This window comes from Nonomuraea sp. CA-143628 (assembly GCF_050942315.1).
In the GTDB taxonomy this organism is placed as follows: Bacteria; Actinomycetota; Actinomycetes; order Streptosporangiales; family Streptosporangiaceae; genus Nonomuraea.
Map to the genome: position 1 here is coordinate 6,706,458 of NZ_CP192072.1, position 25,002 is coordinate 6,731,459.

Consider the following 25,002-nt stretch of genomic DNA (forward strand, 5'->3'; position numbering starts at 1 on the left):
GCGATCAGGACTCGGCGGCCAGTACGGCACCCCACGCGCCGGCCCATCGGCCGAGCTCGGCGCCAAGGATTGGGGGCCGGGCGTGGAAGGTGACCGACCTGTACACCTTGTGTGCAGTCGGAGTCACGACCAGGTCGCGCGCCGCGGAGATGCCGCCACCGATGATGATCGCTGAGGGGTCGAGGGTGGCGATGACGCCCAGCACGCTGCGCGCGAGCGCCGTGGTCGCCTCGTCGACCATCTCCAGGGCGGCCGGGTCGCCCGCCCGGCCGGCCTCGAACAGGTCGCGGGCGGTGGCCGGTCGGTCGATGTGCGCGCTCCATCGGTTCGCTAGGTATGTCCCGCCGATGAAGGTTTCGAGGCATCCGTGCTGTCCGCAGCCGCACGGTCGTCCGCCGGGGTCCTGGCTGATGTGGCCGACCTCGCCGGCGGCCGCGTTAGCGCCGCGTCGCGCTCGCCTGCCTTCGACGTGCGCGCCGGCGATACCGGTGCCCAAGGCGAGGACGAAGGAGTCCGCGAACCCTCGCCCCGCGCCGAGCAACGCCTCGGCCTCGGCCGCGGCGCGGCCGTCGTGCACCAGCCGAACGGGGAAGCCGAGCCGCTGTTGCAGGGCCGAACCGAGGGCGACGCCGTCGAGCCATGGCAGGTTGACGCTCCGCACGACACGGCCGCTGTCTTCGTCGACGATCCCGGGTATGGTCACCCCGCCCGCGCTGATCGGATGCTCGGCGACCCCTGCCAGGTGGCCGGCGAGCCGGTCGATCGGATCACTCCCTCGCGGGGTGGGGAAGGTGAAGCGATCGACGACGGCCTCGGCGATGGCCGGCTTCTCGCCTGCGCGGATGTCGGCGATCAGGACCTTGGTGGACGTCGCCCCGAGGTCGATGCCGACACGACACGTGGAAGCCCTCATCGCCGTCGGCCTGCGACGAGCTCGGACGCGGTCAACGGTAGATCACCGCCGTGAGGTCGGGTTCGGCGTCGAAGGCGTCGAAGGGGAACATGGGACGCACGATGCGCTCGTGCCCGAGCCGTCCGAGGTCCTGGTCGACCGGCCCGGGAGTGAGGGCGAGCGTCCAGCCGGCCGCGATGTCGTAGAGGGTGGGCTCCAGGTAGCCGATCTTGGTGATGATGATGTCGGCGTCCTCCGGTTCGAGCCCGATGGCGCGGAAGTCGGCGACGTCGTGGAACGCCTTGCGGAACTCGGTGATGACGACGTGCAGGCCGCCGCGGCGCACGACGGCGATGCGTCCTGCTGAGGGGTCGCCCTCGAAGCGTGCGACCAGGATGCCCTGGACGAGAGCGGGGCCGCAGACCCGGGAGTCGACGCGCGCGCCCGCGCGCACGCTGACCTGCGCGCCCACCTCTGCGGAGAAGAGCTCGTCGATCGCGGCCGGGTCGAAGACGGAGGCGCAGTAGGTCACCGGCGCGCCGTCGGTGGTGAGCTCGGGCATCCGCAGCAGGCGGCTGAGCGTCCACGTCACGTCCCCGGTGCCGCCCGCGCCCGGGTTGTCGCCGGAGTCGCTGATCAGGTACGGCTTGCCGGGCGAGGCGAGAGCCCGCTCCACCCCCTCCTCCAGCGTGCCGGGAGGGCCGACGAAGGCGAAGCTGTCGCGGACCGCCCAGAGCTCACCGGCCAGGCCGGTCGCGGCGTCTCGCACCTTTTCCGCGTCGGTGCCGGTGACGACCACGCTCGCATGGCAGCGCGGCTCGTCGGCCCAGGCGTAGCCGATCCAGATCGACGCGTCGGTGATGTGCTCGCTCGCCTCGATGGGAGGAATCCGCTGGTAGAGGCTCTTCGCTGGTTCGACGCGCGTGCTCGTTTTCTCTCCCGGCAGCAGGATCGGGATCCGCGACCAGGCGCGCACGGGCCTTTCCCCTGCCCGCAAGTGACGTACGAGGTTGCGCGCTGCGCGCTCTCGAGTCTCCGCGGCGTCCTCGTGCGGGGCCAGGCGGAAGCAAGTGATGAGCTCGCATCCCTGGACGAATCGCTCGGAGAGGTTCCCGTGCAGATCCATCGACGCCGAGATGAGCGGACCGGAGCCGATCGCCGTGCGGATGGCGCCCACCAGGTCGCCTTCCGCGTCGTCCATGTCCTCGACGCTCATCGCGCCGTGGATGTCGAGCAGGATCCCGTCGAGCGGCTCGCGCTCGTGCTCGCGGCGCAGTCCTTCGACGATGCGCCGGCGGAAGTCGTCGTAGACACCGGCCAGCACCTGCCCGCCGGGAAGGGATCGGGCGTAGAAGACCCCCACCCATCGGGCCGAGGCGGCGAGTTCGGAGCCCGGCGTGAGGAATCCGTAGCGGTCGACGACCTCGGCCCCGCCGAAGGTCGCGAAGTCCCGGTAGCCGGCCCGGTGCGGCGAGTAGGCGCTGGACTCGATCGCCATGCCGGCCACCGCGATCCTGGGCGGGTGTGCGGCCGGGGTCACCGTCCCCCCAACCCGGAGGTTGCGATGCCCTTGACGAGGTGCTTCTGAAGAGCGATCACGAGGATCACCGTCGGGATCATGGAGATGATCGAGGCGGCCATCTGAAGATCCCATCGGGTTCCGTTCTGCGTGGAGAAACTGGCCAGGCCGATCGGCAGGGTGCCGCGGACCGTGTAGTCGTTGACCGTGATGAGCGGCCACAGGTAGCTGTTCCAGTAGTTGAGGAAGGTGAAGACGGCGAGCACGGCGAGCGCCGGCCCCGCGAGGGGCAGGATCACCCGCAGGAAGGTGCGCAGCGGACCCGCTCCGTCGACGCGCGCGGCCTCCTCCAGTTCGTAGGGGATGCCGCGGAAGAACTGCCGCATGAGGAAGGTCCCGAACGCGGTGAAGGCCCACGGGAAGACGAGCGACTGGTAGGTGTCCACCCAGCCGAACCACTGCATCAGCACGAACATCGGGATGACGAGCACCTCCTGCGGCACCATGAGGGTGCCGAGGAAGAGCACGAAGAAGACGTCGCGTCCCGGCCAGCGCAGCCGGCCGAACGCGTAGCCGGCCGTGGCCGACACCACGAGCACGACGATCACGCCGGCGATGGAGACGAAGAACGAGTTCGTGATGTAGGTGGTGAAGGGCGCGTAGGTGAATACCTCGGTGAAGTTCTCCCACCGGAACTCCGAGCCGAGAAGGCTCGGGGGTGTCCGCATCACCTCGCGGGAGGGTTTGAAGGCGGAGAAGACGGCGTAGACGAGGGGCGCCACGAAGATGATCGCCGCGAGCAGGACGGTGGCGTAGGCGACGACGGTGCCGAACCGCGGGTTCTCCTTCTGGCCCGGTCTCCCGCCCCGCGGCTCGCCGTCGGCGAGAGCCGGCGTCGTACTAGTGCTCATAGTGCACCCACCGCTTCTGCGCTCGGAACTGCAGCGCGGTAACGCCGATGATGAGGGCGAACAGGATCCACGCGGCGGCCGCCGCGAGCCCCAGATCCTGGAACTTGAATCCGGTGTTGTAGATGAACATCACCAGAGGCACCGTCGAGGTGCCCGGGCCGCCTCCCGTCAGGAGTTGCGGCTGCGCGAACACCTGCAGCGACGAGATGATCGTCATGACGGTCGCGAAGAAGATCGCAGGTGAGATGAGGGGGATGGTGATGCTCGTAAGAATGCGCCAGCCGCGGGCGCCGTCGATTCGGGCGGCTTCGATCACTGAGACCGGTAGCTGCTCCAGGGCGGCGGTCAGCACCAGCATGTTGTAGCCCATGCCCGACCAGACGCTCATGACGACGATGGTGATCATCGCCCAGTCGGCGTCGACGAGGAAGTTGGGCAGTTCGATGCCGAACATCGTCTGCGACAGGCCGTTGAGCAGGCCGTCCGGTTGGAGGATCAGCTTCCAGACCAGGACGTTGGCGACGATCGGTGTCACGACCGGGATGAAGAACAGCACGCGGAAGACAGCTCGGCCGCGGATCCGCGGTCCCAGGAGGAGGGCGAGCCCCAGCGCGACCACCAGGTTGACCGGCACGTACAGGAGGGTGAAGACGATCGAGTTGCGCAGGGCGGGCCAGAAGTCCGGGCTCGAGGTGAGCAGTTCGACGTAGTTGCCGAGCCCGATGAAGGCCCGCTCACCGAAGATGGGCCAGTCGAACAGGCTCATGACGATGGCGAGGACGACCGGGATCACGGTGAACAGGGAGAGCCCGGCGACGGCGGGGGTGATGAAGCCGAACGCCTGTCGCTGCTCGGTCCGCTGGAGCGCGCCGGGACGCCGGACGCCACCTCGCCGCGTTATCACGGCTCCTCCGGTACGACTTCGACGAATTCACGAACGAGGTCGCGGCTGACCGTCACCGACGACGAGTAGCCGCTTTGTTCGGTCTGCCAGAGGCAGAATCCGTCGTGGTGCTTGGCGGTGAGCACTGCGTAGCGGGCGGCACGGACTAAGAGGGGATGGCTGGGCGTCATCTTCCTTCTCCTGAATGCGGGGAATGCCCGGGCGTCCTGTCCGGGACGCCCGGGTCTCGGGTGTCACTTGGCGAAGCGCTGCTGCAGGCCGCCGAGCGCGTCGGCCATCGGCTTCTGCCCGGTGTAGACGCTCACGAGTTCCTGCGGGAAGGCGGTCGTGATCTGCTCCCATTCCGGGGTGACCCGTTGCGTGGACGCGCCGTCGAAGGCCGCCTTGAAGGCCGCGGTAAGCCCGTCCTTCGTCTCGGCGGGGAGAGCGTCGTAGAAGAGCTGCTGGCTGCCGATCTGCGCGGGGTAGCCGCCCTGCTTCGCGATCACCGCCTCCGTCTTCGGCCCGGCGAGGGCGCCGAGGACCTTGAGCGCGGCCTGCTTGTTCGCGCAGTTGGCCGCGATGCCGTAGCCCGAGCCGAGGGCGACGCCGAAGGGACCCGCCGGCCCCGCGGGCAGGCGCACCGTGCCGCCGGTGAACGGCATGTCCTTTCCGGTGTACCTGGTGGCGTTCCACGTGCCGTCGATGATCATGGCCGCCTTGCCGTTCTCGAACTGGCCGGGGTCCCAGCCGGACTCGGAGGCCGAGGGCGGGGCGCTGGAGACCTTGAGGCCGGTGACGAGCCCGGAGTACCACTCGGCCGCCTTGACGAAGGCCGGATTGGTGAGGTCGAGCTTGCCGGCCTCGTTCACCGCCTGCAGGCTCGCTTTGGCCATCGGCAGCGAGAGCCACTGGAACTCGTCGAGGCTCACCGCGAAACCCTTGACGCCGGTCTTCTCGGTGATGGTCTTCGCGGCGGCTTCGAACTGGTCGATCGTCCAGGTGTTCGTGGGTGGTTCGATCCCTGCCTTTTTGAACAGGTCGGCGTTGTAGAACAGGAGCATGGTGGCGATGTCGTACGGGAGCCCGTAGAGCTTGCCGCCGTACTCCATGACGCTCAGCGCGCCCGGGCTGTAGTCGGTGCGTGCGATGCCGGCGACCTTGAGGTCCTCGTCGGTCAACGGCGTCAGAGCGGCGGTGTAGCCCGACAGGCGCTGGCCGTTCATCGACGTGATGCACGCGAGCTTGCCCGAGGCCATGTTGGCGTTGAGCTTGGTGAAGTAGTCGGCCCAGGGTGCGGTCTGCAGTTCGATCTTCACGTCGGGGACGAGTGCCTGAGCGACGGCCATCTGGTCCTGGAGCTTCTTGGTCGACTCGTTGTCGCCCGACCACATGCTCCAGGTGATCGCCGCCTTGGAGCCGTTGCCGGCCCCGTCTGCGGCGCCCGAGGCACAGGCGCTTGTCGCGGTCACGATGGAGACGGCCGCGACTGCCAGTGCCGCGATTCGAAGTTTCATGGTCACCTTCCACTTTTGCGCCGCGCACGGCTGAACCGTTGAGGCTCTCCCGCTCTCGGAGACATCGGATGTCGTCGAGTGTGGAACCGGAGCGGGCAACAAGGACACCCCTGTGTGCGATGCGGGATGCATTTGTTACAGAAATCAAATCAATGGAGGTGACTTGCTTTGATTGGCGAACTAAGTGTGCGCTCGCAACGCGCGGTCGATCGCCGCCGCGTCGAGGATGCCGTCCAGCATGAGCGCCGCGGCCCCCAGGGTTCCGCCGTCGGCCCCCGCCTCGCTCACCATGACCTCCAGGCCGTCCGTGGACATGGGAAGGCACAACGAGTAGACGCTCGACCGCACTCCCGCGCAGAACGCGTCGGCCGCGGAGAGGCTCCCGGCGAGCACCAGGCGCTGGGGGTTGAAGAAGTGCACCACGCTGGCCATCACCGCTCCGACGCGGGCTCCGGCCTCACGGAGCAGACGGGTGGCCAGGGGGTGGGCGTCGCCGGCGAGTTCCAGGACCCCGGCGGTGTCGACGACCTCGACACCCGCGGTCCGAAGGTCCCGGACGATCGCCACCCCGCCGGCGACGGCGTCGAGGCAGCCGAGCCGTCCGCAGGAGCACAGCACCGACGGCGCGTCGGCGACGGGGGTGTGGCTCACGTCGCCCGCCATGCCCCGGAACCCCCGGTGCGGCCTGCGGGCCGCGATGACGCCCGAGCCGATGCTCGAGCCCGCCTTGACGAGCACCAGGTCGGCGATCTTCCGCCCCGTCGCGACGTACTCACCGACCGCCATGGCGTTCGCGTCGTTCTCGACCTGCGTGGCGACGCCCGAGATGGCCTCCATGAGGGCGCCCGGCACGACGCCGTTCCAGCCCGGCATGCGCGAGGGCGAGACGACCCGGCCGTCGGGCACGCTGACGGGGCCGGGCATCGCGAGGCCGATCCCCGCGAGGGCGACGTCTCCCTCGAGGTCGGCGGCCAGGTCGAGGATGGCGCGGTGGACCTCCCCGAGAATCTGTTCGGGGCCGCGGGCGATGTCGATCGCCAGCGAGCGGCCCGCCACCTTGCCGCCGGCGAGGTCGAACAGGCCGATGTTCGCGTGCCGGGCTCCGCAGTCGACGCCGGCCACGACACGTCCGTCGGTCGCGACCGCGAGCGACCGGGGCCGGCGGCCTCCGCGTGAGGCCCCCGAGCCGGTCTCGACGAGATAACCGGCTCGGATCAGCTCATCGACCCGCGTGCCCACGGTGGACATCGCCAGCCCCGTGAGGCGTGACAGCGTCGTGCGCGAATCGGCCCGGCCGTCGCGTACGAGAGCGAACAGCCCTCCCGCGGTCGTGGTGTGGAGGTAGCTTCCCGCCTCTTCGCTCACGTGGTATCCCTTCGCGCTTTCTTGCCGCGAAGCCTACCGCCACTTACTCCGATGAACGTAATAAGTCAGTTCGGCGGTGAAGTGATGCTCGTGAAGCGGACCGGCAGTCGGACTGGTGACCCGGTCCCTGGGACGGGGACGGCCGTGGCCGATCGGCCTGGGGGAATGAGTCGCAATGATCGGGTGAATCGCGTGTCCGACGACGAGAGCCTGCTGCGCAATCGCTCGGGCATCGCTCGGAGCCGTGGGACGGATGAGTCGCTCGAACCGTTGCGCACTCAGCGGCGTCTTTCGATCGCGGGCATGGCTCTTGAGGTAGGTATCTCGAAGGCGATGCTTTCGAAGACCGAAAACGCTCAGACATCGTGCAGCCTGAGCACTCTTGCCGCTCTCGCGCGTGGCCTGGATGTTCTCCCGCTCCAGTTCCCGAATCCGCGCCCGCTCCGGCCCGGAGACCGGCCGCTCGCCCTCCAGCACCATTGTCAATGGCCTGTGAGCTCGGTTCTGAGCCACTTCTTGTGATCCGTGACGGGACGTAACCATGCTCAGTCGGCGTGGAGGATCTGAAGGCGGAGAAGGTCGAAGCTGGCACGCCCGTAGCCGTCCCTTTTGATCCGCTTAATTCGATTCACATTGCCTTCCACACGGCCGGAGTTCCACTCCAGGGTGAGCCCGGCGGTGACGGCGTCGAAGTCTTGGCGCAGGCCACGGGCCAGGCTGCGCAACGGCTGCAGGCCGGTGGCCTCGGCCTGGTCGAGCCAGTCCGGTAGCAGGTGACCGTGGCGGTTGGTCATCATCACGGCGAAGGCGGTCACACAGTCGGCGACAGCATCCAGCTCGGGACACCGAGCCCGCAGCTTCTCCAGCCGCAAGATCCCGACCTCATCCAGATGGTCCGGGTGGCTGGTGAGCAGGCGCGCGGCGCGGCGGACAGTGAGTTCCTCGCCCGCCTTCGGCGCAGGCTTGCCACTGGCGCGAAGATCTTGAAAGTGGCGGCGCAGGGTGCGTTTGCTGCCCTGGTAGCCCTGCTGCTGAATCTCGGCGAACAGTCGAGCGGTATCGGTGCAGCCCTCGTTCCAGCGCTGGTGCAGGTAGGGCAGGAACGCATCCACGCGAGTGCCCCGCAGTACGGGCCCGCTGACCAAGTCTTGCGGGCAGGCGGCCTGGGCGTAGCGGCGTACGGTCTTGCGGTCCAACTGCAACGCCTCGGCGATGGCGGAGATCCCGACCCCCTTGTCCAGCAGGGCATGTACGGCGGCATGGCGTTCGCGTCGGGTGGCAGCGCGTCGCCCTTCGGCTTGTGCCGGAACCGCTGTGGGATCGTCTGAGAGGTGCCCTGCCGCATCAGGTTCGCCGCGGCCGGAGTCACTCTCGGCCGCCTCGATCAGGCATCCGCGATGAGCCTGGACGCACTTTTCGACCGCGTCGCACAGGTTCTTCCAGATGTGGTACCTGTCGGCTACCTGCGTCGCCTCGGGGGCGGCGGTGCGTACAGCCTCGGCATAGGCACCTCCACGATCTCGGCACACGACCTGCACGCCGGGGTGAGCCCGCAGCCAGGCGGCGAACGTCTCGGCCGTGCGGTCGGGGAGCACATCGACACGCTCGCCAGTCTCCATGTCCAACAAGATCGTGGCATAGACGTGTCCCTTCCTGGTAGCCCAATCGTCGACTCCCAGCACGCGAGGCGCCGGTCCGATCACCTTGTCGGGCAGCTTGCGGATCAGCCGCAGCAGCGTATTCGCGCTCGCGCTCATCGCCAGGTGCCCGAGCAACCGGGCCGCCGGTCTGCCGCCCGTGGCCAGCACGATCCGCTCCAGCGCCCGGCGTAGCGCCGGTGTTCGACGCGCGAACGGCTCGGTCAGCCCGTCCACCTGCTCCACGAACGTCTTGCGCGCGCACTGCGGTGTCCGGCAGGCGAACCGGCTGACCAGCAGGCTGATCACCGTCCGACAGCCCGCCGCCCCCAGATCGGCCAGGCGGCGTCGATACCTACCATGCCGCCGGTCCGACACGATTCCGCAGGTAGGACACGCTGCGCTCGTCGTCACGGTTTGCGCGCAAATGGCCACCGTTCGATCGTCAACGACGACATCCTCCACGGCCACGGCATCCACGTGACCCCATAGGGCAGAGAGCAATCCACAGTCACACGAACCTTGATCATTCCTGAACGCGTGACACGGTGTGATCACTTCACAAGAAGTGGCTCAGAACCGAGCTCACAGGCCATTGACAGTCTCGCGCCATCCGGTAGGCGGCGGTGTGCCGCAGGTTGTGAAGGGACCAGTTGGTGCCCAACGCGGCGTTCGCGCGCTGGAACATCCGGTAGGCGGCGTGGTAGCTGAGCTGCCGGAATGGTCGGCGCAGGGTCCACCACAAGGGATCGTCCCGGCCGGTAGGCACCAGGGCGTGCAGTTGAGCCTGATAGAGCCGCAGCCACACGAACGCATCAGGGGACACGGGTAGCTGCTGGATGGCCCGGGTGCCCTTCCTGACCACGGTGATCAGTTGCTGGCCGGCGTCGGCGTCGGCGTCGGCGTATCGGGCGCCGAGCAGTTCCGAGGCTCGTGCTCCCGACGACACCCAGAAGGCCACCAGCGCCCGGTCGCGATGCGAGCCCAGCTGAGCGAACAGGTCGTTGAAGCGCTCGTTCGGGATGCTGCGCGGCACCCGCTGCACGATCCTGGGCCGATACAGCCCCGTGCGTTCCTTCCGGAAGGGGTCCATCGGATTGTGATGGGCATGCGCGCGGCCACCTGGCCGGACGAGAGGAAACGGGTTGATCATCGGGCCCGAACCGGCGTCGCGGTGGAAGTCGTAGAAGCCGCGCAGCACGCTCTCGCTGTGGCCGCGGGTGGTCGCCGCGTACTTGGGGCCCGGCTTGGCCTTGCCCGTCACGGGATTCGGCGAGGCCGTCGTCCCGCCGCCCAGATGCGCGGGCTTGTCGGTGATCTGAAGCGCTCCGGCTTCGGTGGAGGCTCGTTCCTTTGAGAGGATCGAGTCATGGCAGCCAAAGCACCGATCAAGCGTCAATGCACACAGGCGCGGTCTACCGGCTCTCCACGCTGGGGGAATCGTTCATGAACGGCCCCCTGGCGCAACTCGCGCAGTGGGCCGCCGACAATCAAGACGATCTCGTCGGCCGGTCAACAACGTAATGACCAACAGCGAGTCCGCCATGGTCAACCGCGTAAAGTCGTTAAACGCAAGTGATCAACTCCACGAGGAGTCGAACAATTGACCAAGCACGATGGCTTATCGCAGTTCGCCGCCGACCATGCGGAGTGGTTCGCCCGATCGGCCTACCTCCTGACAGGAGACCCGGAACGCGCCAGGGACCTGGCCATCCAGGCCCTGGTGACGACGGGCCGCCGCTGGTCCGTGCACCGGTGGAACAGACCGGTCGAGGCAGTGCTCAGCACGCTCTACCGGGCATACCTCGTCGGCCCCGCGGAGCCGCCCGCGGGCTTCCCGCTGGCCGGGATGTCCCCGCTCGGGCGGGTGGCCGTGGTCGCCCAGTTCCATGACGGCCTGGACCCGCACCGCGCCGCCCAGTTGGTCGGCACCTGGATGCCCGGCGCGCTCCAGGCGGAGACGGAACGCGTTCGAGCCACCCACCCGCACCTCCTCGACCTCGGCGAGGAAGCCGCCACGGAGCCCCGGCCCCATGAGGCCATCGAAGCGCTCGGGGACAGCCCGTGGGCGGCACCCTGGCAGGCCGACGACCTCGCGGCGCCCCCGAGCCCCTGGACGGCCCTGCCCTCACCGGCTCCGCTCGCTCCGTCGCCCGCCCTGGTACGGCTGGCGGCCGAGTTGCCCGTCGCCGTGCCCCTGGACGTTGCCCAGACCGCGCCCCGCCTGGTCCTCAGGCGGCGCCTCGTGATGCGGAGCGTGTTCACCACCCTGAGCTTCGCGGGCGCCGGCGCGTTCGTGGCGCTCACCATAGTCGCGCTGAGCGCCCTGGCGAACAGCGCGGAAAGGGCCGCCCAGCGGGCCGACGCCCCGATCTCCGAGCCCGACCTCATACCCACAGAGCTCGACCCCACGCCCACCGCCGAGGAGCCGCAGCCCGACCCGTTGCCGGAGCGCCTGGACGAGCCGATCAGCCGTGCCTATCAAGGCTTCTGCAACAGCGACGCCCCCTACGACACGCGCAAGCCCCCGGAGTGCGCCCAGTGGCGGCTGGTGGGCAAGTCGGGCACTGAGTGGCGGCTGGACGCCTCCCAGGCCGCCAAGCAGACCACGACGGTGCCGGACGTGGCCGTCAGCCAGGACGGCCGGCGCGTCGCCTACCTGGACACCCAGAACGACTACGTGGTCCGCGACCTGGCCACCGGCAAGTACAAGACGTTCGCGATCCGGCTGCACGGCTCCGATCCCGAGTTTGTCTCCTCGCGCAACGGCCGCTACTTCGCGGTCAACTTCCTCCAGAGCGGCGCCGACAGCCCGATGCTTGACTTCACCAAGGGCAGGACGACCTACGGCGCCTGGACCATGGCCATCACGGGCGACGGCAAGCGCGTGATCGACGAGTCCATGGCGAGCGAGGCCTCGTCGGACACGAAGATCAAGCTGGCCGGACGCCGCTTCCGCGTTGACGCCGAGGTGGGCATCAGCGGCGCGGCGCTCTCACCCGACGGCCGGACGCTCGCCGTGGCCGACGACGAGCGCGTGATCACGCTGGATACGCGCACCGGACATGTCACCAAACTACGGCGCTTGGTGGACGAGGACGGTGCCCAAGAGATCGACACCGTGGAGCGCTGGCTCAACGCCAACGAGGTGATGGTGCGCCTCTCGGACGAGGACGACGAGGTCTACCTGGCTGCCGTGGACGTGCGCACCGGGAAGACCCGTGACCTGGACGCGGGCGACCTCGAGTACGGCGACGTCCTGGGCGCCTTCGCGGAATCGAGTAGGGGACGGGGTTGACCCGTCCCCCTCTCACACCACTGGACATGCGGGCCCGCATCCGGCGGTTCGTCAGGTCGTGGTTTTGAGCCTGTGCCAGGTCGGATACAGACCCTTCAGGCCAAGATCGGCCCAGTGGATGTTGGGCAGCGCCCGCGCCAGAATGGGCGAGCCCGCGATGCGCCAATACCCCTTGCCGCTCGATGCCCATTCCCTGGCCTTATGGTCAGGAATGCCGAGCGTGCGCAGATTACGGCGTCGGGTCTTGGGCCTCTTCCATGTCTGGGTGACCGATCCGGACTTCGGGCACGTCCTGCTGGTCAGGCACCGGGTGCGGGGCTGGGTGCCTCCCGGCGGCAAGGTCGAGCGGGGAGAGACACCCCGCGCCGCCGCAGCACGCGAATTGGTCGAGGAGACCGGGCTGCACACGGAACTGCTGGATGTGCCGGCCGCGGTCTGCGTGCGTTCCTACCGCTCGGACTGGTCGCCGACGCTTGGCCTGTCGTACGCCGCGATAGGCGATCTCGATGTGCCGCTGGGTGGGGAGAGCGGGCAGCCGCCGCGCTGGTTCGCCCTCGATGAGGAGTGGGACTCGGTGTTTCCCGAGGATCGCGCCCGAATCCGGGCACGCGATCGCGGCTGGTGGCCGCCCGCGCTGTCGAGGCGCGCAGACCATCGGCTGCGGCGTGACGGCAGCCGTGCAGGGATCTGTTCAAGCCGAGGATCTGCTCGTCGAGTCCCAAGTGGCGGGCGCCGCGTTCGCTGTGGAACGGGCCGGACCCTCAGCGTTCCTGGCGTGAGTGCGTCACCAGGTCGATCGCCGGTGGGGAAGCATCTTCCTTCACCGGTACCGGTTGCCGAGGGGCTTTCAACTTGAGGCGCTGACGGTATCTCTGGTGGCCATGTCGGTGCCGTGGGCGCTTTCTCCCTTCGGGGCGATGATCAGGTTGAAGACTTCGCGTGGGGGAAGGCCGGGGTCCAAGGGCACGTCGTTGGCGAGTAGATGGTCGAGTGCGCTGGCCAGGACGTGCGGTTGGACGTGGCGGCCCCTGGCGTACGTCACTCGCCAGGGGGAGGGCAGCGATGGCCGCAGCGCCCAGAGGGGTTCGTCGGCCATGCTGTCCTCTGAGGTCAAGATGCCGATGTCCTGCCAGAAGGCCAGCAACTCGGCCATGGTGTCCACAGGCGGGTCATCGCAGGCCTCGACCAGGGTGGCGAAGCCAGTATTCCAGCATTCCCACGCTTGGTGGTCATCGTGTAGGTGGCGGCGCAGCACCTGGACGGCTGGGTGCTCATCCAGCTCCGGAACCTCACCGGCGACAGGCAGGGCGAGAGCCGGGGGCCGGATGCCGTCCCAAATGCTGGACTCGAGCCACTGCTCGCCGCTGGACCAGCGCTGCGGTGTCTGGAGGGCGGCGATTTCGGCGAGGTCGGCGGTCGTGCCACGGGGGCAGTCCAGGAGGGCGGCGATGATTTCCGCCGAGCGTGGGCACAGGGCCGGCCAACCGGTGTCGTACAGGGCGAGCATCGCGTGGTCCTCTTCGCTGAGTGTCAGTCCGGCATCGTCGTCGAACGGGATGACCTGGCGCGGGCGGCTCGGCGGGCTGGGCAGTTCCAGGCGGTGGGGGCGGCGGCCGTAGCGGTCGATCCAGTTCGCGGCCAGAGCCATGCGCTGGTCGTCGAGGGCGTCGTGGATGGCTTGCATCTGGCGGTCTTGCGCTGCGCGTAGGTTGTCGCGGCGCTGTCGTTCGGCGGGGGTGAGGTGGACGCTGCAGTGGGCTGAGCCGATGCCGGTGACGATGTTTTTGGTGCAGCGTTCCTTTTTGAGGGTGGTGCCGTCGCATTGGGCGTGGGGGTCGGGGTCGTCGCGCATGGCGGCGTCCACGTCTTGGGTGAAGTGGGGGTCGATGGGTGGGTGCACCATGGCCAGGTCTGGGCGTACTTCGGCGGGGTTGGTCCCGGCTTCGCGTGCCTGGGCGAAGATGGAGCGGCTGCGGGGCCGGCCGCTGCCCCAGGCGGGGGCCAGCGGTAGGCGGGCTTCCATGATGGCTGTGGCGTGTGCGGCGTTGATCAGCATGTCGCTGGATTCGCTGTGGATCTGGAGCTCTTCGCTGAGGTTGAGCCGCATGCCGTTGATCAGTAGCAGGATGTTGCGGATCTCCCAGGACAACTGGGCGGCTTGCATGAGCAGCCAGGCGGGGGAGATGCCGCCATCGCGGGTGCGGCGGGGTGGGGTGATGGTGCGGGTCGAGTAGGGGTGGGCCTGCCGGGAACGGGTCATGCGTCCTTCTTTAGGGGCGGCGATAACGACTGCGTGTGCGGTGGTGCGGCTGCATGTTTGCACGTCACCGCGGCGTGGCTGGGGTCCACGACCATCATTTGTACCAACGTTGGTACAGACCTTTGGTGATCATGCACGTCACCGTGGGTGGGTGCCCGATCCGATCACGCCACGCCTGGCTGAGCTGCGCAGACAGTTCGGCCTGCGGCTGCGTGAACTCCGCGAAGGGCACGGGCTCACCCAGGAACAACTGGGCGAGATAGCCGACGTCGACCGTAAGACGATCAACCGGATCGAGAACGGCATGTACAGCCCGCACCTGGACAAGGTGTTCCAGATCGCCGACGCGCTCAGCGTGCCCACCAGAGATCTGTTCGAGTGGGACGGTGCCTCAAGCCCCCGCTGACCATGAGATCCACCCACATCCCGCGCCCGGCCTCGCTGCCGGGCCCGGCAATGCGTCAGCGGCCGTAATCCGGTGATGGACGTCGACCCGTGCGGTGCCAGCAGGGGAGTCCTTCAGCGGCGAAGGCGTATCTGTCGGGCACCTCACCAGCAACCATCTCGACGCCGACACTTTCGAGCGGACCGAGCAGGCGGACGGGTACGGTCATCTCCCATGAGTGCGCAGCTCGTCGAGGACACACCACCGTACGACCTGGCCGTGATTCTGCGCGCCCTGCCGCCGGACAAGCGGGCGCATTTCCTGCCCTTGTACAGGCAAGCCGTCGAGGTCGCCCGCGGCCCTGACCAATGCCACCGTCTGTACGAGTTGCTACACATCTGGTGACTGAAAGCAGAGATCTACAGGGGGCGACCCCGGATTTGACCGGACTCCGGAAGAGATCCTGTGCTGGGCTTGGTAACGGTGTTCCCCTCAACGACGCGATCCTGCGTGGAAGCACGGCGGGATGAGCGAATCGCCCGCAGTTCAGCACATCCGGATCGCGCACCATGAGGGTGGTGCCGGAAGTCGGGGCCGAGGTCAGTACACGTCCGTTGCGTAGCGTCCCGCCTCTCGCATCTCCTGCAGCCACCCGCGGCCGTTCTGGTCGTCCGAGATAGTCGTGCCGATGCGCCGGAGTGTCTCTTCGGCGGCCGGGCCCATGCCGGTCGCGTCGCCGCAGACGTACATATGCGCCCCGTCGCTGATAAGGGCTCGTACGCGTTCGCGTTGTTCCCACAGCCGGTGCTGGACGTAGCCGATGTGGCCGTCATGCAGCCGGGAGTACGCCCGATAGACCTCGAGACGGCCGGCTTGCGTGTGCTCGGCGAACTCGTCGGCGTACAGGTCGTCCCAGTCAGGATGTTGGCAGCCGAAGAACAGCACCGTAGGGCCCACGTCCCGTGCGGTCGCGGCGGCGGCCATGCGTGCCCGAATGAACCCGCGGAAGGGGGCGACACCCGAGCCTGCGGCGATCATGACCACCGGGGTGCCGGTGTCGGCCGGTGGGCGGAACGTGCTCGGAGGGGAGGTGATGGTGGCGACGATGCGATCGCCCGGCCGTACGCGCTGGAGATAGCTCGACGCCGTGCCGTGGAACGTGCCCTTGCCGGACAGGGCCGGGCCTTCCAGTACCGACACGGTCAGCGCCACCTCGCTCTGCTCTTCGGCGGCGGAGCTGATGGAGTATTGGCGCGGTCGGGGTGCGGGCAGTAGTTCGAGCGCGAGGGCGAGGTCCACCTGGCACGAGGCGAACTTCTCGAGCAGGTCGATCAGCGTCAGCCTGCGGCGCAGGACCTGCTCGGCGTGGTCGTCGAAGGCGAGGCGTTCGAGTTCCGCTCGTTCCGGCGGGCAGCTGGTCGTCTGTGTCAGCCGGGCCACCACGCCCGGGGAAGCGGGGGCCGCCAGGTCGACGTATCGGGTCAGCAGGTCGTCCACCCGCAACGCTCGTCCGATGGGGACAAGCCCTTGAGGCGCGCTCGATTCGATCGTGCAGATCCGGTCTGCGCGCGTACCGAGGCGTTCGATCATCCTGGCGACCAGATGGGGGTCGTTCTGGGGCAGGACCGAGAGGTAGTCGCCGGTTCGATAGCGCATGCCGTCGGGAAGGCGGATCTCCAGATGGCGCTTCGATCTGCGGCTGGGGTGGCGTACGAGCTCGCGGTTGTCCAGTACGACCGCGGTCGCGTGGTTTCCCTCGTGCCCGTCGTCTGTCTCGATGACGCGGAATCGGGGACCGGTCTGCGCAATCTGTTCGACGCGGTACTCGTCGGACAGAAGTGGCCACAGGGGTTCGTACCAGCGCTCCCAGTCGCCGAAGAAGTCCGTGCGGGCGTCGATCGTGCCGCGCTCGCGGATGCGGCGTGCCCCTGCGGCCCGCATCGCCTCGTCGAGGAGAGTGGGGACTCGCTGGTAGGTGGCCGCCCAGTCCAGGCTGCCGCAGCCGAGCACGAGGTAGTCGACGCTGCTCAGGTCAGGCTCGTCCGTGGTGAGCCAGGTGAGGAAGCGCCGCGCGTTGTCGGGCGGGGTGCCGTTGTAGGAGGAGGTGACGATAGCCACCGGCCCGGTCGTGGGAAGGCGTCCTGCGTATTCGTCCAGCGGGGCCACGGTCGTCTTCCACCCGCGCAGCGCCCCGTCGGAGGCGATCGTGCGCGCCAGGCTCTCGCTGCTTCCCCCGTTCGAGCCGTAGAGCACGAGGAGTGGGGTGTCATGGCTGGGCATGGTGTTCTCGCTGGTGACGGCGGTATCCGCCGAGGAAGGTAGTTGCACGCGTGAGCGGGCGAGGCGCGGCGTGGCACGGATGGCGAGATTCTTGGGTTTGATCGTCAACGACTCCTGGATGACCAGCTCGTAGCCGGGATCGGCGAGTTCGATGTCGAACCGCTGCAGCATCATCGCCAGGACCAGGGTGGCCTCCTGGAGCGCGAAGGGTCGGCCGATGCAGGCTCGGGCGCCGTGGCCGAACGGCATCCACGCGTATTCGGGGATCTCGGCCATCCGCTTGGGGGCGAAGCGATCGGGGTCGAAGAGGTCCGGGGAATCCCAGACGGCGGGGTCGCGGTGGAGCGTGGGGAGCATGATGAGCACGTCCTCGCCCTTGCGCACGGCGTACCCGCCCAGCGTGGTGTCCTCGCTGGGGGTCAGGGCGAAAGCGGGCGCGGTCGGGTGCATCCGCAGTGTTTCGCGGAGGACCTGACCCAGGTAGCCGAGGTCGGCGAGGTCGTCGAAGCCGGGTGTGCGATCGCCGAGGGCCTGGTCGACGGTCTGCCGGGCTCTGCGCAGCACATCGGGGTGGGTGAGCAGTTCGTAGGTGGCGAAGGAGAGCAGGCCGGAGGTCGTCTCATGGCCCGCGATCAGGAAGGTCGCGAGCTGGTACTGGATGTTCTCCTCTGGCAGCTTCGCGCCAGTCACGGGGTCGACGGCTGTGAGCATGCGTTCTAGCAGGTCGTCGGGGCGCGTGGAGGAGGGCTGGGCGGCCCGGGCCGCGACGATCTCCTCGGTGATGCGGCGCATGGCCGCGATGTCGTCCCGGTACTGGCGGTTGGTCCTGAACAGCAACGGTTGGATGGCCGCCAGTCGTTCGCTGCGGGCGCCGGCTTCGACGAGGCTGCGCACCATCGCCCCGACGAACGGGTGCAGTTCTTCGGAGTAGAAGGAGTTGAGCCGGACGTCGAAGGCGCACAGGGCGATCGTGTCCAGGGTCAGGCGGGTCATGTCGTCGGGGACGTCGATGCGCGCGTCCGGCCCGAAGCGCTCCCAGCGGGTGAACATCTGATCGGCGATGTCGAGCATCGCGGGGAAATAGTCCTTCATGGCGACCGGGCCGAAGGCAGGCATGAGAAGGCGGTGGGCGATCGCCCAGTTCGGCTCGTGGTTGTGGGCCGTGAACAGACCATCGCCTCCGAAGGCGCGCACCTCCTCGAGCGCCGCGTGGACCGACTTCGTCCACAAAGGGCTGGAGCACATCTGGGAGACCAGCGCATGGCTCGAAGCGAAAATCGTTCGTTCACCGGCGATGGTCAACGCGAAGATGCCGCCGTACCTGCGGTGATACGCGTCGGCGAAGTCGACGCTCGTCTCGGCGGACGTGGTCAGCACCTCGGCCAGGTTGCCCAGCAGCGGCAGGGCCTTCGGCCCGGGCATCTCGGGCGTACCGGGGGCAGTGGTCGGCGGTTTGACCGCGGACATGGCGGACTCCCTTTCAGTGGTTGTGGCGGTGCCGTCGGAGCGTGACGATCGCGGCGACGGCGGCGGCGCCCACAATGAGCGCGGCGGCCGTGAACGTCTGGGTCATGGCGTTGACGAAGGCGCCGTTCACGACGAGGAGGAAGGGGCCGGCCTGCTCCGGCGGCAACTGGGCGGCGGCCTGGCCTGCGGCGCCGAGGGTCTGCGTCGCGGCATCGGTGATCGCGCGCGGCGTCTCGGCGGGCAGGCCCTCGAGGACCTGGTCCCGGTACAGGCGGGCGCCGATGCTGCCCAGGATGGCGGTGCCCAGGGTGCCGCCGATCTCGTAGGCCGTCTCGCTGATCCCCGCCGCGGCCCCGGCCTTCTCGGCCGGCGCGGTGCCGACGATGACGTCGTTGGTGAGCGTGTCGGCCAGTCCGACGCCGACGCCGAGGAGTGCCCCGCCGCTGAAGGCGAGAGCCATGACCTCGTCGGCGCCCAGCATGCTGAGCAGCAGGTAGCCCGCTGCCGCGGCGGCCAGCCCCAGGCCGATCACCCAGCCCGCCGGAAGGCGGCGGGCAATGGCTGGGACGGTGAGTGCGCCGAGGACGGCGCCCACGGCCAGCGGCAGCGACCACAGGCCCGCCTCCAGCGGCGAGTGCCCCAGGACGAGTTGGACGTACTGCGGGAAGAAGTACATCACGCCGGTCATGGCGAACACTCCGGCGATGTTCGCGAACACCGCGACGGTGAACGGGAGCGACCGGAAGAGCTTGATGTCGATCATGGGGTGGGCCAGGCGCCGCTGACGGACCGCGAAGAGCGCCGCGAGGAGCACGCCTGCGAGCAGCGCGGCGATCGGGCCGACGCCCCAGCCGTGCTCACCCGCCCGCTTGATCCCGAAGATCAGCGCGAGTACGGCGGCGATCAGCATGAGCGCCGAGACGATGTCGAACGGGCCCGGGTTCGGATCCTTGGACTCGGGCAGTAGGAACGGGCCCACGACGAGTAGCAACGCCATGACCGGCAGGTTGATCAGGAACACCGAGCCCCACCAGAAGTGCTCCAGCAGCAGCCCGCCCACCACCGGCCCGAGCCCGGCGCCGCCGGCGAAGGCGGCGGCCCAGACCGAGATGGCGCGGCGTCGCTGAGCGGGGTCCTGGAAGATGTTGCGGATCAGCGACAGCGTCGACGGCATCAGGGTGGCGCCCCCGAGGCCCAGGAGCGCGCGGGCCACGATCAGCACCTCCGCGCTCCAGGCGAACGCGGCCAGGGCGGAGGCGGCTCCGAACGCCAGCGCGCCGATCAGCAGCAGGCGGCGGCGCCCGATCCGGTCTCCTAACGCTCCCATGAGGATCAGCAGGCCGGCCAGGAACACGCCGTACACGTCAATGATCCACAGCAGTTGCGTCGCCGTCGGGGTCAGTTCCTCGCTGAGTGCGGGCACCGCCATCGACAGCACGGTCAGGTCGATGCTCATCAGCAGCACCGGCACGGTCAGCGCGGCCAGGGCCCACCACTGACGGACTCCCACCGGCCTCGATTCCTCCAGCACGGGCATGTCAATTCACTCCTTTGCGGCATGCCAATGAAACGACCATAGAGTTGGCCACGCGGCCAAGTCAAATGGCTGAGTCGATTGGCCAAGTCACGTGGCCAACTTCTTGCTATCCTGGAGGGCATGGCTATGGCACAGGCGGACAAGGCAACGAAGAAGCACGTCAGCGCGGACGTCCGGCGCGAGCTGCTGGTGGCGGCGGCACTGCGCGTGATGAAACGCGAGGGCATCGCTGCGGCGACGACGCGGGCGATCTGCGCGGAGGCGGACATGCCGCACGGCGCCTTCCACTACTGCTTCCGCTCGAAGCAGGAGCTCTACGCCGCCCTGCTGTCCACCGATATCAACATCGCCCTGGACGCCGCCTGGCCCGCCATCACCCCTGAAGTCGATCCCGTCGAGAACATCCGGACGCTGTTGCGCGCCTACTGGTCGGCCGTGGAGGCGGATCCCGAGACGCAGCTCGTCCTGAGCGAACTGGTCAACCTCGCCCTGCGAGAACCGGAGCTGAGCGAACTGCCGGCCTGGGAGCACCGGGCCTACCTCGACAAGACCGTGTCCTACCTGGAGCGCTTCGCGGACGAGGCGGGTCTTGAGCCGACCGTCGACACGCGGGCCCTCGCCGAGATGATCAACTCGGTGGTCAGCGGGGTCATCTCCTCCTGGCTCTCCCACCGCGACAACGGCATCGCCGTGGAGACCCTCGACAACTTCGCCGCTCTCTTCGCCACCCTCACCCGCCCGCGCGGGTAAGCAGGAAACAACGAACGGTCGGGACCCGGCAGATCATCGGGTCCCGACCGTGGCCTTCCTCTAGAGGGTGGGGTGGCGTTCATGCCAGGTGGTGGCGCGTTCGTAGCGGGCCGCCACCGAGATGACGGCCGCGTCGGCGTACAGCGGGCCGATGAACTGCAGGCCCACCGGCAGGCCCTCGGCGGTGAAGCCGCCGCAGATCGACAGGGCCGGCAGGCCGGCGTGGCTGGGCGGTTCGGTCATGGAGTGGAGGAACAGGCCGAGGGGCGGCACTTCCCGATCGTCTACCAGCACGGTCGGGCCGTAGTCGCCGGCGTGGGGGAAGGCCGTGATCGGGGTCGTGGGGGTCACCATGATGTCGAAGCCGTCGAGCACGGTGAGGAAGGCCTCGTATACGTCGGTCTTGCCCTGGCGCATAGCGGTGCTCACCTGCGCCCCTGTCAGCAGGCGCGCCCGCGCCGCGATGTCGGTGATCAGCGGCCATACGGGTAGGCCGGCGGCGAGCAGTTCGTCGGCGTACGGGATGTACTCGGGGCTGGAGAACTGGTCGAAGAACTCCTGGGTGTCGGGTAGGTGGATCCCGACCTCCTCGACCCACGCGCCGGCGGCCCGCATGTCGTTCAGCGCTTGGGTGAAGACATGCCGGACTTCCGGGTCAAGCGCGCCCTGACCGAGGTCGTAACAGGCGGCGATGCGCACGCCGGTCAGGTCGCCCGGCTCGCGGACCGCCGCGGTGTAGTTCTCGCCGGTCGCGGGCAGGGCGATGCGGTCCAAGGGGTGGGGTCCGACGGTGGCGTCGAGCAGCAGCGCGGCGTCGATGACGCGGCGCGTGATCGGACCCTCGGTGGAGTCGGTGTCGGTGTTGTGGGCGTGCGGGATGCGGCCGATGGAGGGCTTGACGCCGACGGCTCCGCACAGGGAGGAAGGGACGCGGATGGAGCCGCCGCCGTCGGAGCCCCAGGCGATCGGCGCGATGCCGGAGACCACTGCGGCCGCGGCGCCGCCGCTGGAGCCGCCGGAGTTGCGGGACGGATCCCAGGGAGTTCCGGTCGAGCCGGTCAGGTGGCTCTCTGTCACGCCGAGCAGGCCGAACTCCGGGGTCGTCGTCTTGCCGATGAGGATGACGCCCTGCTCCTTGAGCCTGGCCCAGGCCAGGGCGTCCTCCTCCGGAACGTGCTCGGCGAAGGCCTGGCAGCCGTACGTGGTGCGGACGCCGGCCGTGTCGGTCAGGTCCTTTACCGTGATCGGCACTCCGAACAGGGTCGGCAGGTCGTCCTCGTGGCGCAGGCGTTCCTCGGCCGCTTTGGCCTGCTCTCGGGCCCGGTCGGCGGTCACGGTCACCATGGCGTTGATCTTCGGGTTGACGTTCTCCAGCCGCTCCAGCACCGCGTCGACCACTTCGACCGGCGACACCTTGCGGTCGCGGTAGAGCTCGCCGAGTTCCCAGGCGCTCTTCCAGAACAACTCCTCTGACATATGCGTGCATCTCCTTCGAGCTCGACCCGTGCTGTGACAAGCGTTGTGTGACGTAGCGAACATTACGTCACCTTGATTTCGCAAGAGGTGTCTTGTGGGTTATACGACGAGGGTTATATGTTCACGGTTATGTCACTGGCATGATCCAGGTCACATGCAAGAAGTCAGGAGAAGCCATGGACCTTGCCCATATGACCGGGCGCCGTGTCGTGTTCGCGGCCGTGGCCCTGATCGTGAGCACCGCGGTGGCCGCCTGCGGCGGCAGCTCCACAGAGGCCCCCGCTACTCCCAAGATCGACCCAGCGAAGCTCACTTCTTCCCTCCCGGCCGCCAAGGGCGACGTCGACAAGATCGTCTGGAATCTCACGACGGGTGAACCCGACACACTTGACCCGCGCAACGCCGCCAGCTACAGCTCCGGGCAGGTCGTCAAGAACGTGTGCGACTCGCTGCTCAGCATGAATGCCGACTTCAGCACCCGCCCGAACCTGGCCACGATGGAACAACGCTCGCCCACGGAGCTGGTCTTCACTCTGCGCGACGGCGTCACCTTCTCGGACGGAACGCCGGTGACGGCCGACGACGTCGTCTACAGCCTGAAGCGCTCGGCCGACCCCACCGCCATCGTCAGCTTCGTCTTCCTCTACGTCGACTCGATCAAGAAGACCGGCGACAAGGAGATCACGGTCACCTTCAAGAAGGCTGACGCGCTGTTCGCCGACGGCATGGCGACGATCTCGGGGGCCGTCGTCAAGAAAGAGTGGGCCGAGCGAGCCGGCAAGAACGCGGGCACCCCATTGGGCGGGCTGGTGTGCAGCGGCCCGTTCACCCTGGGCGAGTGGAAGAGCGGCAGCGGCATCACCCTCAAGCGCAACGACGGTTACTGGAACAAGGAACTGCGGCCGTTCGCCAAGGAGGTCGACTTCACCTTCGTCACCGACGCGACCGCCGTGGCCCAGGCGCTGAACGCGGGCGAGATCGACGGCGCGTACGAACTGCCCGTCTCCACGGTTTCCAGTCTGCAGAAGTCGCAGAAGGGCCGGCTGGTCTTCGGCCCGTCCACCCAGAGCGTGAATCTCTCCGTCGCCCGCCCCGACGGCCCCCTCGCCGACAACAAGCTCCGTCAGGCGCTGCAGCGGGCCGTCGATCGGGACGCGTTGGCCAAGGTGGTCTTCCACGGGGCCGCCGAGGCGAACTACACCCTGCTCGCACCGGCCACCTGGCCGAGCGCTCAGCATGGCCGGTATCAGGCGGCCTATGACAAGTACGTCAAGGAACGTTCCTACGACGTAGAGGCAGCCAAGGCGCTGGTCCAAGGGTCGTCGTACAAGGGCGACACGGTCGTGCTCGCCACCATGGCCGGTGACGAGACAATGTCTCGGACCGCCCAGCTCATCCAGCAGCAGGCCAAGGCGATCGGCGTGACCGTCACGATCCAGTCGATGCAGCCCCTGGTGTGGGCCGAGGCGAGCTACGACGCGTCCAAACGCCCGGGCGTCGACCTGATGCTGAGCAGCAACTTCAACGCCGGCCAGAACCCCCTCGAACCGCTGGGCTTCGACCTGCTACCAGATCAGCCGTACAACTACACCGGCTACGACAACGCGGAGGTCACCAAGCTGCTGACGGAGGCCCGGCAGACGCTCGACCCGGCGGAGAGCGCGCAGAAGATCATCAAGGCGCAGGAGATCTTCGAACCGGACGCGAGCACCGTCCCGTTGCTGTCGACCAACACGATCAGCTTCTTGAACAACCGCCTGACAGGTGCGGTGACGTCCTTCGCCTACTGGTCGATGCCGCAGATGGCCTACGTCGGCGCGGCTGGATGAGGCTCGATGGCCATCGTTGAGAAGACGCCGGTGACGTACAGCCACACCACCGCACTAATACGGCGAGCCGCCGGCACGGTGTCCGGCGCACTGGCCACGATCCTGGCCGCGTCCATCGTGATCTACGCCGGGCTGTCGATGGCGCCGGGGGACCCGGTCGCCAGGATCCTCGGTGCCCGGGCCACCGACGAGGCGCGGGCAGCCGTGCGGGCGCAGCTGGGGCTGGACGACCCGCTGCTCGAGCGCTACTGGCACTGGCTGACGGCTGCCCTGCGGGGCGACCTGGGCCGGTCGTCGACCTACCGGCAGGAGGTCACCTCGCTGCTGGGACCGCGCATCCAGACCACGCTGCTGCTCGTCGCCATGGCGGCGGCCCTGGTGCTGGTCGTCGGGATCGCCGTCGGCGTGGCGGGCGGTGCCGCCCGCCACGGACGTCCGATCGTCGCGACGCTGGTCGCCGTCGGCATCGCCGTCCCGAGCTTCGTCGCGGCCAACGCCCTCATCGGTGTGTTCGCCGTCCGGCTCGGCTGGTTTCCCACCTATGGGGCCGGCGACGGGTTCCTGGACAAGGTGTGGCATCTTACGCTGCCGGCCATCGCCCTGTCGATCGGGTACGGCGCGTACGTCTCCCAGCTGACCTCCACCGCGGTCGATGAGGAATCGGACAAGGAGTACGTGGCCACGAGCCGGGGCCGCGGCATCCCGGCCGGGATCATCCTGCGCAAACACGTGCTGCGCAACGCCGCACTTCCTGTGCTGACGGCCTCCGGCCTGGCGATCGCGGGCCTGGTCTCAGGGACGGTGGTGGTGGAGCAGGCGTTCGGGGTGGACGGCGTCGGGGCGCTGCTGGTGCAGAGCATCTCCGGCAAGGACTACGACGTGGTGACCGCGGTCAGCCTCATCATCGTGGTCGTCTTCGTCGTGATGACCACGATGATCGACCTGGTGCAGGCGGCACTCGACCCGCGAGAGAGAGCGGGTGCGTGATGGCCGTCA

General features: G+C 68.3%; 21 protein-coding genes. 8 read left to right on the forward strand and 13 right to left on the reverse strand.

Annotated elements, in window-relative coordinates:
* Positions 1–4: 4 nt before the first annotated feature.
* The 7 genes from ACQP2T_RS30685 to ACQP2T_RS30715 all read right to left on the reverse strand — a co-directional run bounded on the left by ACQP2T_RS30685 (position 5) and on the right by ACQP2T_RS30715 (position 7,087).
* On the reverse strand, positions 5–913 hold the full coding sequence (locus ACQP2T_RS30685; RefSeq protein WP_433519528.1) for an ROK family protein: 909 nt from the start codon (positions 911–913) through the stop codon (positions 5–7).
* Positions 914–944: 31 nt separating this feature from the next.
* The gene (locus ACQP2T_RS30690) at positions 945–2,432 is read right to left on the reverse strand and encodes a M81 family metallopeptidase (protein ID WP_433519529.1); all 1,488 of its coding nucleotides are present in this window, start codon (positions 2,430–2,432) and stop codon (positions 945–947) included.
* Complete coding sequence (locus tag ACQP2T_RS30695) at positions 2,429–3,322, reverse strand: carbohydrate ABC transporter permease (protein WP_433519530.1); 894 nt, start codon at positions 3,320–3,322, stop codon at positions 2,429–2,431. The genes ACQP2T_RS30690 and ACQP2T_RS30695 overlap by 4 nt, the downstream gene beginning before the upstream one ends.
* A complete protein-coding gene (locus ACQP2T_RS30700) occupies positions 3,312–4,226 on the reverse strand; it encodes a carbohydrate ABC transporter permease (protein ID WP_433519531.1) in 915 nt (304 codons plus the stop codon). Before ACQP2T_RS30700 ends, ACQP2T_RS30695 begins: the two co-directional genes overlap by 11 nt.
* The gene (locus ACQP2T_RS30705) at positions 4,223–4,396 is read right to left on the reverse strand and encodes an alpha-L-fucosidase (RefSeq protein ID WP_433519532.1); all 174 of its coding nucleotides are present in this window, start codon (positions 4,394–4,396) and stop codon (positions 4,223–4,225) included. Before ACQP2T_RS30705 ends, ACQP2T_RS30700 begins: the two co-directional genes overlap by 4 nt.
* A gap of 63 nt (positions 4,397–4,459) precedes the next feature.
* On the reverse strand, positions 4,460–5,722 hold the full coding sequence (locus tag ACQP2T_RS30710; protein WP_433519533.1) for an ABC transporter substrate-binding protein: 1,263 nt from the start codon (positions 5,720–5,722) through the stop codon (positions 4,460–4,462).
* A 180-nt stretch (positions 5,723–5,902) separates the two neighbouring features.
* Positions 5,903–7,087 (reverse strand): ROK family protein, encoded by a 1,185-nt coding sequence (locus tag ACQP2T_RS30715; protein WP_433519534.1) that lies wholly within the window; start codon positions 7,085–7,087, stop codon positions 5,903–5,905.
* 303 nt (positions 7,088–7,390) lie between these two features.
* Here ACQP2T_RS30715 and ACQP2T_RS30720 point away from each other — a divergent pair, with 303 nt between their 5' ends.
* Positions 7,391–7,609: a helix-turn-helix domain-containing protein gene (locus ACQP2T_RS30720; RefSeq protein WP_433519853.1), complete on the forward strand. Its 219-nt coding sequence runs from the start codon at positions 7,391–7,393 to the stop codon at positions 7,607–7,609.
* A 23-nt stretch (positions 7,610–7,632) separates the two neighbouring features.
* Here the strand turns inward: ACQP2T_RS30720 and ACQP2T_RS30725 are convergent, their stop codons facing one another.
* Both ACQP2T_RS30725 and ACQP2T_RS30730 read right to left on the reverse strand, forming a co-directional pair.
* Positions 7,633–9,204 carry an ISL3 family transposase gene (locus ACQP2T_RS30725; protein WP_433513225.1) on the reverse strand — a complete coding sequence of 524 codons (1,572 nt, stop codon included), beginning with the start codon at positions 9,202–9,204 and terminating at the stop codon, positions 7,633–7,635.
* 79 nt (positions 9,205–9,283) lie between these two features.
* Positions 9,284–10,123 (reverse strand): tyrosine-type recombinase/integrase, encoded by an 840-nt coding sequence (locus ACQP2T_RS30730; protein ID WP_433519535.1) that lies wholly within the window; start codon positions 10,121–10,123, stop codon positions 9,284–9,286.
* A 204-nt stretch (positions 10,124–10,327) separates the two neighbouring features.
* Here ACQP2T_RS30730 and ACQP2T_RS30735 point away from each other — a divergent pair, with 204 nt between their 5' ends.
* Together ACQP2T_RS30735 and ACQP2T_RS30740 are read left to right on the forward strand one after the other, a co-directional pair.
* Positions 10,328–12,022, forward strand: a complete 1,695-nt coding sequence (locus ACQP2T_RS30735) for a hypothetical protein (RefSeq protein WP_433519536.1) — start codon at positions 10,328–10,330, stop codon at positions 12,020–12,022.
* Between the two features lie 211 nt (positions 12,023–12,233).
* Positions 12,234–12,878 carry an NUDIX domain-containing protein gene (locus tag ACQP2T_RS30740; RefSeq protein WP_433519854.1) on the forward strand — a complete coding sequence of 215 codons (645 nt, stop codon included), beginning with the start codon at positions 12,234–12,236 and terminating at the stop codon, positions 12,876–12,878.
* On the opposite strand, the gene ACQP2T_RS30745 is transcribed toward ACQP2T_RS30740, so the two are convergent.
* On the reverse strand, positions 12,870–14,282 hold the full coding sequence (locus ACQP2T_RS30745) for a hypothetical protein (protein WP_433519537.1): 1,413 nt from the start codon (positions 14,280–14,282) through the stop codon (positions 12,870–12,872). The two genes, ACQP2T_RS30740 and ACQP2T_RS30745, sit on opposite strands and share 9 nt — an antisense overlap.
* Before the next feature lie 151 nt (positions 14,283–14,433).
* Between ACQP2T_RS30745 and ACQP2T_RS30750 the strand changes: the two genes are divergently transcribed.
* Positions 14,434–14,688, forward strand: coding sequence for a helix-turn-helix transcriptional regulator (locus ACQP2T_RS30750; RefSeq protein WP_433519538.1), 255 nt, complete (start codon positions 14,434–14,436; stop codon positions 14,686–14,688).
* 213 nt (positions 14,689–14,901) lie between these two features.
* Positions 14,902–15,072: a hypothetical protein gene (locus tag ACQP2T_RS30755; RefSeq protein WP_433519539.1), complete on the forward strand. Its 171-nt coding sequence runs from the start codon at positions 14,902–14,904 to the stop codon at positions 15,070–15,072.
* A gap of 195 nt (positions 15,073–15,267) precedes the next feature.
* Here ACQP2T_RS30755 and ACQP2T_RS30760 read toward each other — a convergent pair whose 3' ends face one another.
* Both ACQP2T_RS30760 and ACQP2T_RS30765 read right to left on the reverse strand, forming a co-directional pair.
* Positions 15,268–18,414 carry a bifunctional cytochrome P450/NADPH--P450 reductase gene (locus ACQP2T_RS30760; protein ID WP_433519540.1) on the reverse strand — a complete coding sequence of 1,049 codons (3,147 nt, stop codon included), beginning with the start codon at positions 18,412–18,414 and terminating at the stop codon, positions 15,268–15,270.
* A gap of 13 nt (positions 18,415–18,427) precedes the next feature.
* A complete protein-coding gene (locus tag ACQP2T_RS30765; protein ID WP_433519541.1) occupies positions 18,428–19,951 on the reverse strand; it encodes an MFS transporter in 1,524 nt (507 codons plus the stop codon).
* A gap of 120 nt (positions 19,952–20,071) precedes the next feature.
* On the opposite strand from ACQP2T_RS30765, the gene ACQP2T_RS30770 reads away from it, so the two are divergent.
* Positions 20,072–20,701 carry a TetR/AcrR family transcriptional regulator gene (locus ACQP2T_RS30770; protein WP_433519542.1) on the forward strand — a complete coding sequence of 210 codons (630 nt, stop codon included), beginning with the start codon at positions 20,072–20,074 and terminating at the stop codon, positions 20,699–20,701.
* 60 nt (positions 20,702–20,761) lie between these two features.
* Here ACQP2T_RS30770 and ACQP2T_RS30775 read toward each other — a convergent pair whose 3' ends face one another.
* Entirely contained in the window at positions 20,762–22,177 is a 1,416-nt protein-coding gene (locus ACQP2T_RS30775) for an amidase (RefSeq protein ID WP_433519543.1), read from the reverse strand.
* A gap of 176 nt (positions 22,178–22,353) precedes the next feature.
* On the opposite strand from ACQP2T_RS30775, the gene ACQP2T_RS30780 reads away from it, so the two are divergent.
* Together ACQP2T_RS30780 and ACQP2T_RS30785 are read left to right on the forward strand one after the other, a co-directional pair.
* Positions 22,354–24,006 carry an ABC transporter substrate-binding protein gene (locus tag ACQP2T_RS30780; RefSeq protein ID WP_433519544.1) on the forward strand — a complete coding sequence of 551 codons (1,653 nt, stop codon included), beginning with the start codon at positions 22,354–22,356 and terminating at the stop codon, positions 24,004–24,006.
* A 78-nt stretch (positions 24,007–24,084) separates the two neighbouring features.
* Positions 24,085–24,993: an ABC transporter permease gene (locus tag ACQP2T_RS30785; protein WP_433519545.1), complete on the forward strand. Its 909-nt coding sequence runs from the start codon at positions 24,085–24,087 to the stop codon at positions 24,991–24,993.
* The last annotated feature ends 9 nt before the right edge of the window (positions 24,994–25,002 follow it).

Coding starts and splice junctions, on each gene's coding strand:
- ACQP2T_RS30685 (WP_433519528.1), bottom strand. CDS start 913: ATGAGGGCTTCCACGTGTCGTGTCGGCATCGACCTCGGGGCGACGTCC.
- ACQP2T_RS30695 (WP_433519530.1), bottom strand. CDS start 3,322: ATGAGCACTAGTACGACGCCGGCTCTCGCCGACGGCGAGCCGCGGGGC.
- ACQP2T_RS30705 (WP_433519532.1), bottom strand. CDS start 4,396: ATGACGCCCAGCCATCCCCTCTTAGTCCGTGCCGCCCGCTACGCAGTG.
- ACQP2T_RS30710 (WP_433519533.1), bottom strand. CDS start 5,722: ATGAAACTTCGAATCGCGGCACTGGCAGTCGCGGCCGTCTCCATCGTG.
- ACQP2T_RS30720 (WP_433519853.1), top strand. CDS start 7,391: ATGGCTCTTGAGGTAGGTATCTCGAAGGCGATGCTTTCGAAGACCGAA.
- ACQP2T_RS30740 (WP_433519854.1), top strand. CDS start 12,234: ATGCCGAGCGTGCGCAGATTACGGCGTCGGGTCTTGGGCCTCTTCCAT.
- ACQP2T_RS30745 (WP_433519537.1), bottom strand. CDS start 14,282: ATGACCCGTTCCCGGCAGGCCCACCCCTACTCGACCCGCACCATCACC.
- ACQP2T_RS30755 (WP_433519539.1), top strand. CDS start 14,902: ATGAGTGCGCAGCTCGTCGAGGACACACCACCGTACGACCTGGCCGTG.
- ACQP2T_RS30760 (WP_433519540.1), bottom strand. CDS start 18,414: ATGTCCGCGGTCAAACCGCCGACCACTGCCCCCGGTACGCCCGAGATG.
- ACQP2T_RS30765 (WP_433519541.1), bottom strand. CDS start 19,951: ATGCCCGTGCTGGAGGAATCGAGGCCGGTGGGAGTCCGTCAGTGGTGG.
- ACQP2T_RS30770 (WP_433519542.1), top strand. CDS start 20,072: ATGGCTATGGCACAGGCGGACAAGGCAACGAAGAAGCACGTCAGCGCG.
- ACQP2T_RS30775 (WP_433519543.1), bottom strand. CDS start 22,177: ATGTCAGAGGAGTTGTTCTGGAAGAGCGCCTGGGAACTCGGCGAGCTC.
- ACQP2T_RS30780 (WP_433519544.1), top strand. CDS start 22,354: ATGGACCTTGCCCATATGACCGGGCGCCGTGTCGTGTTCGCGGCCGTG.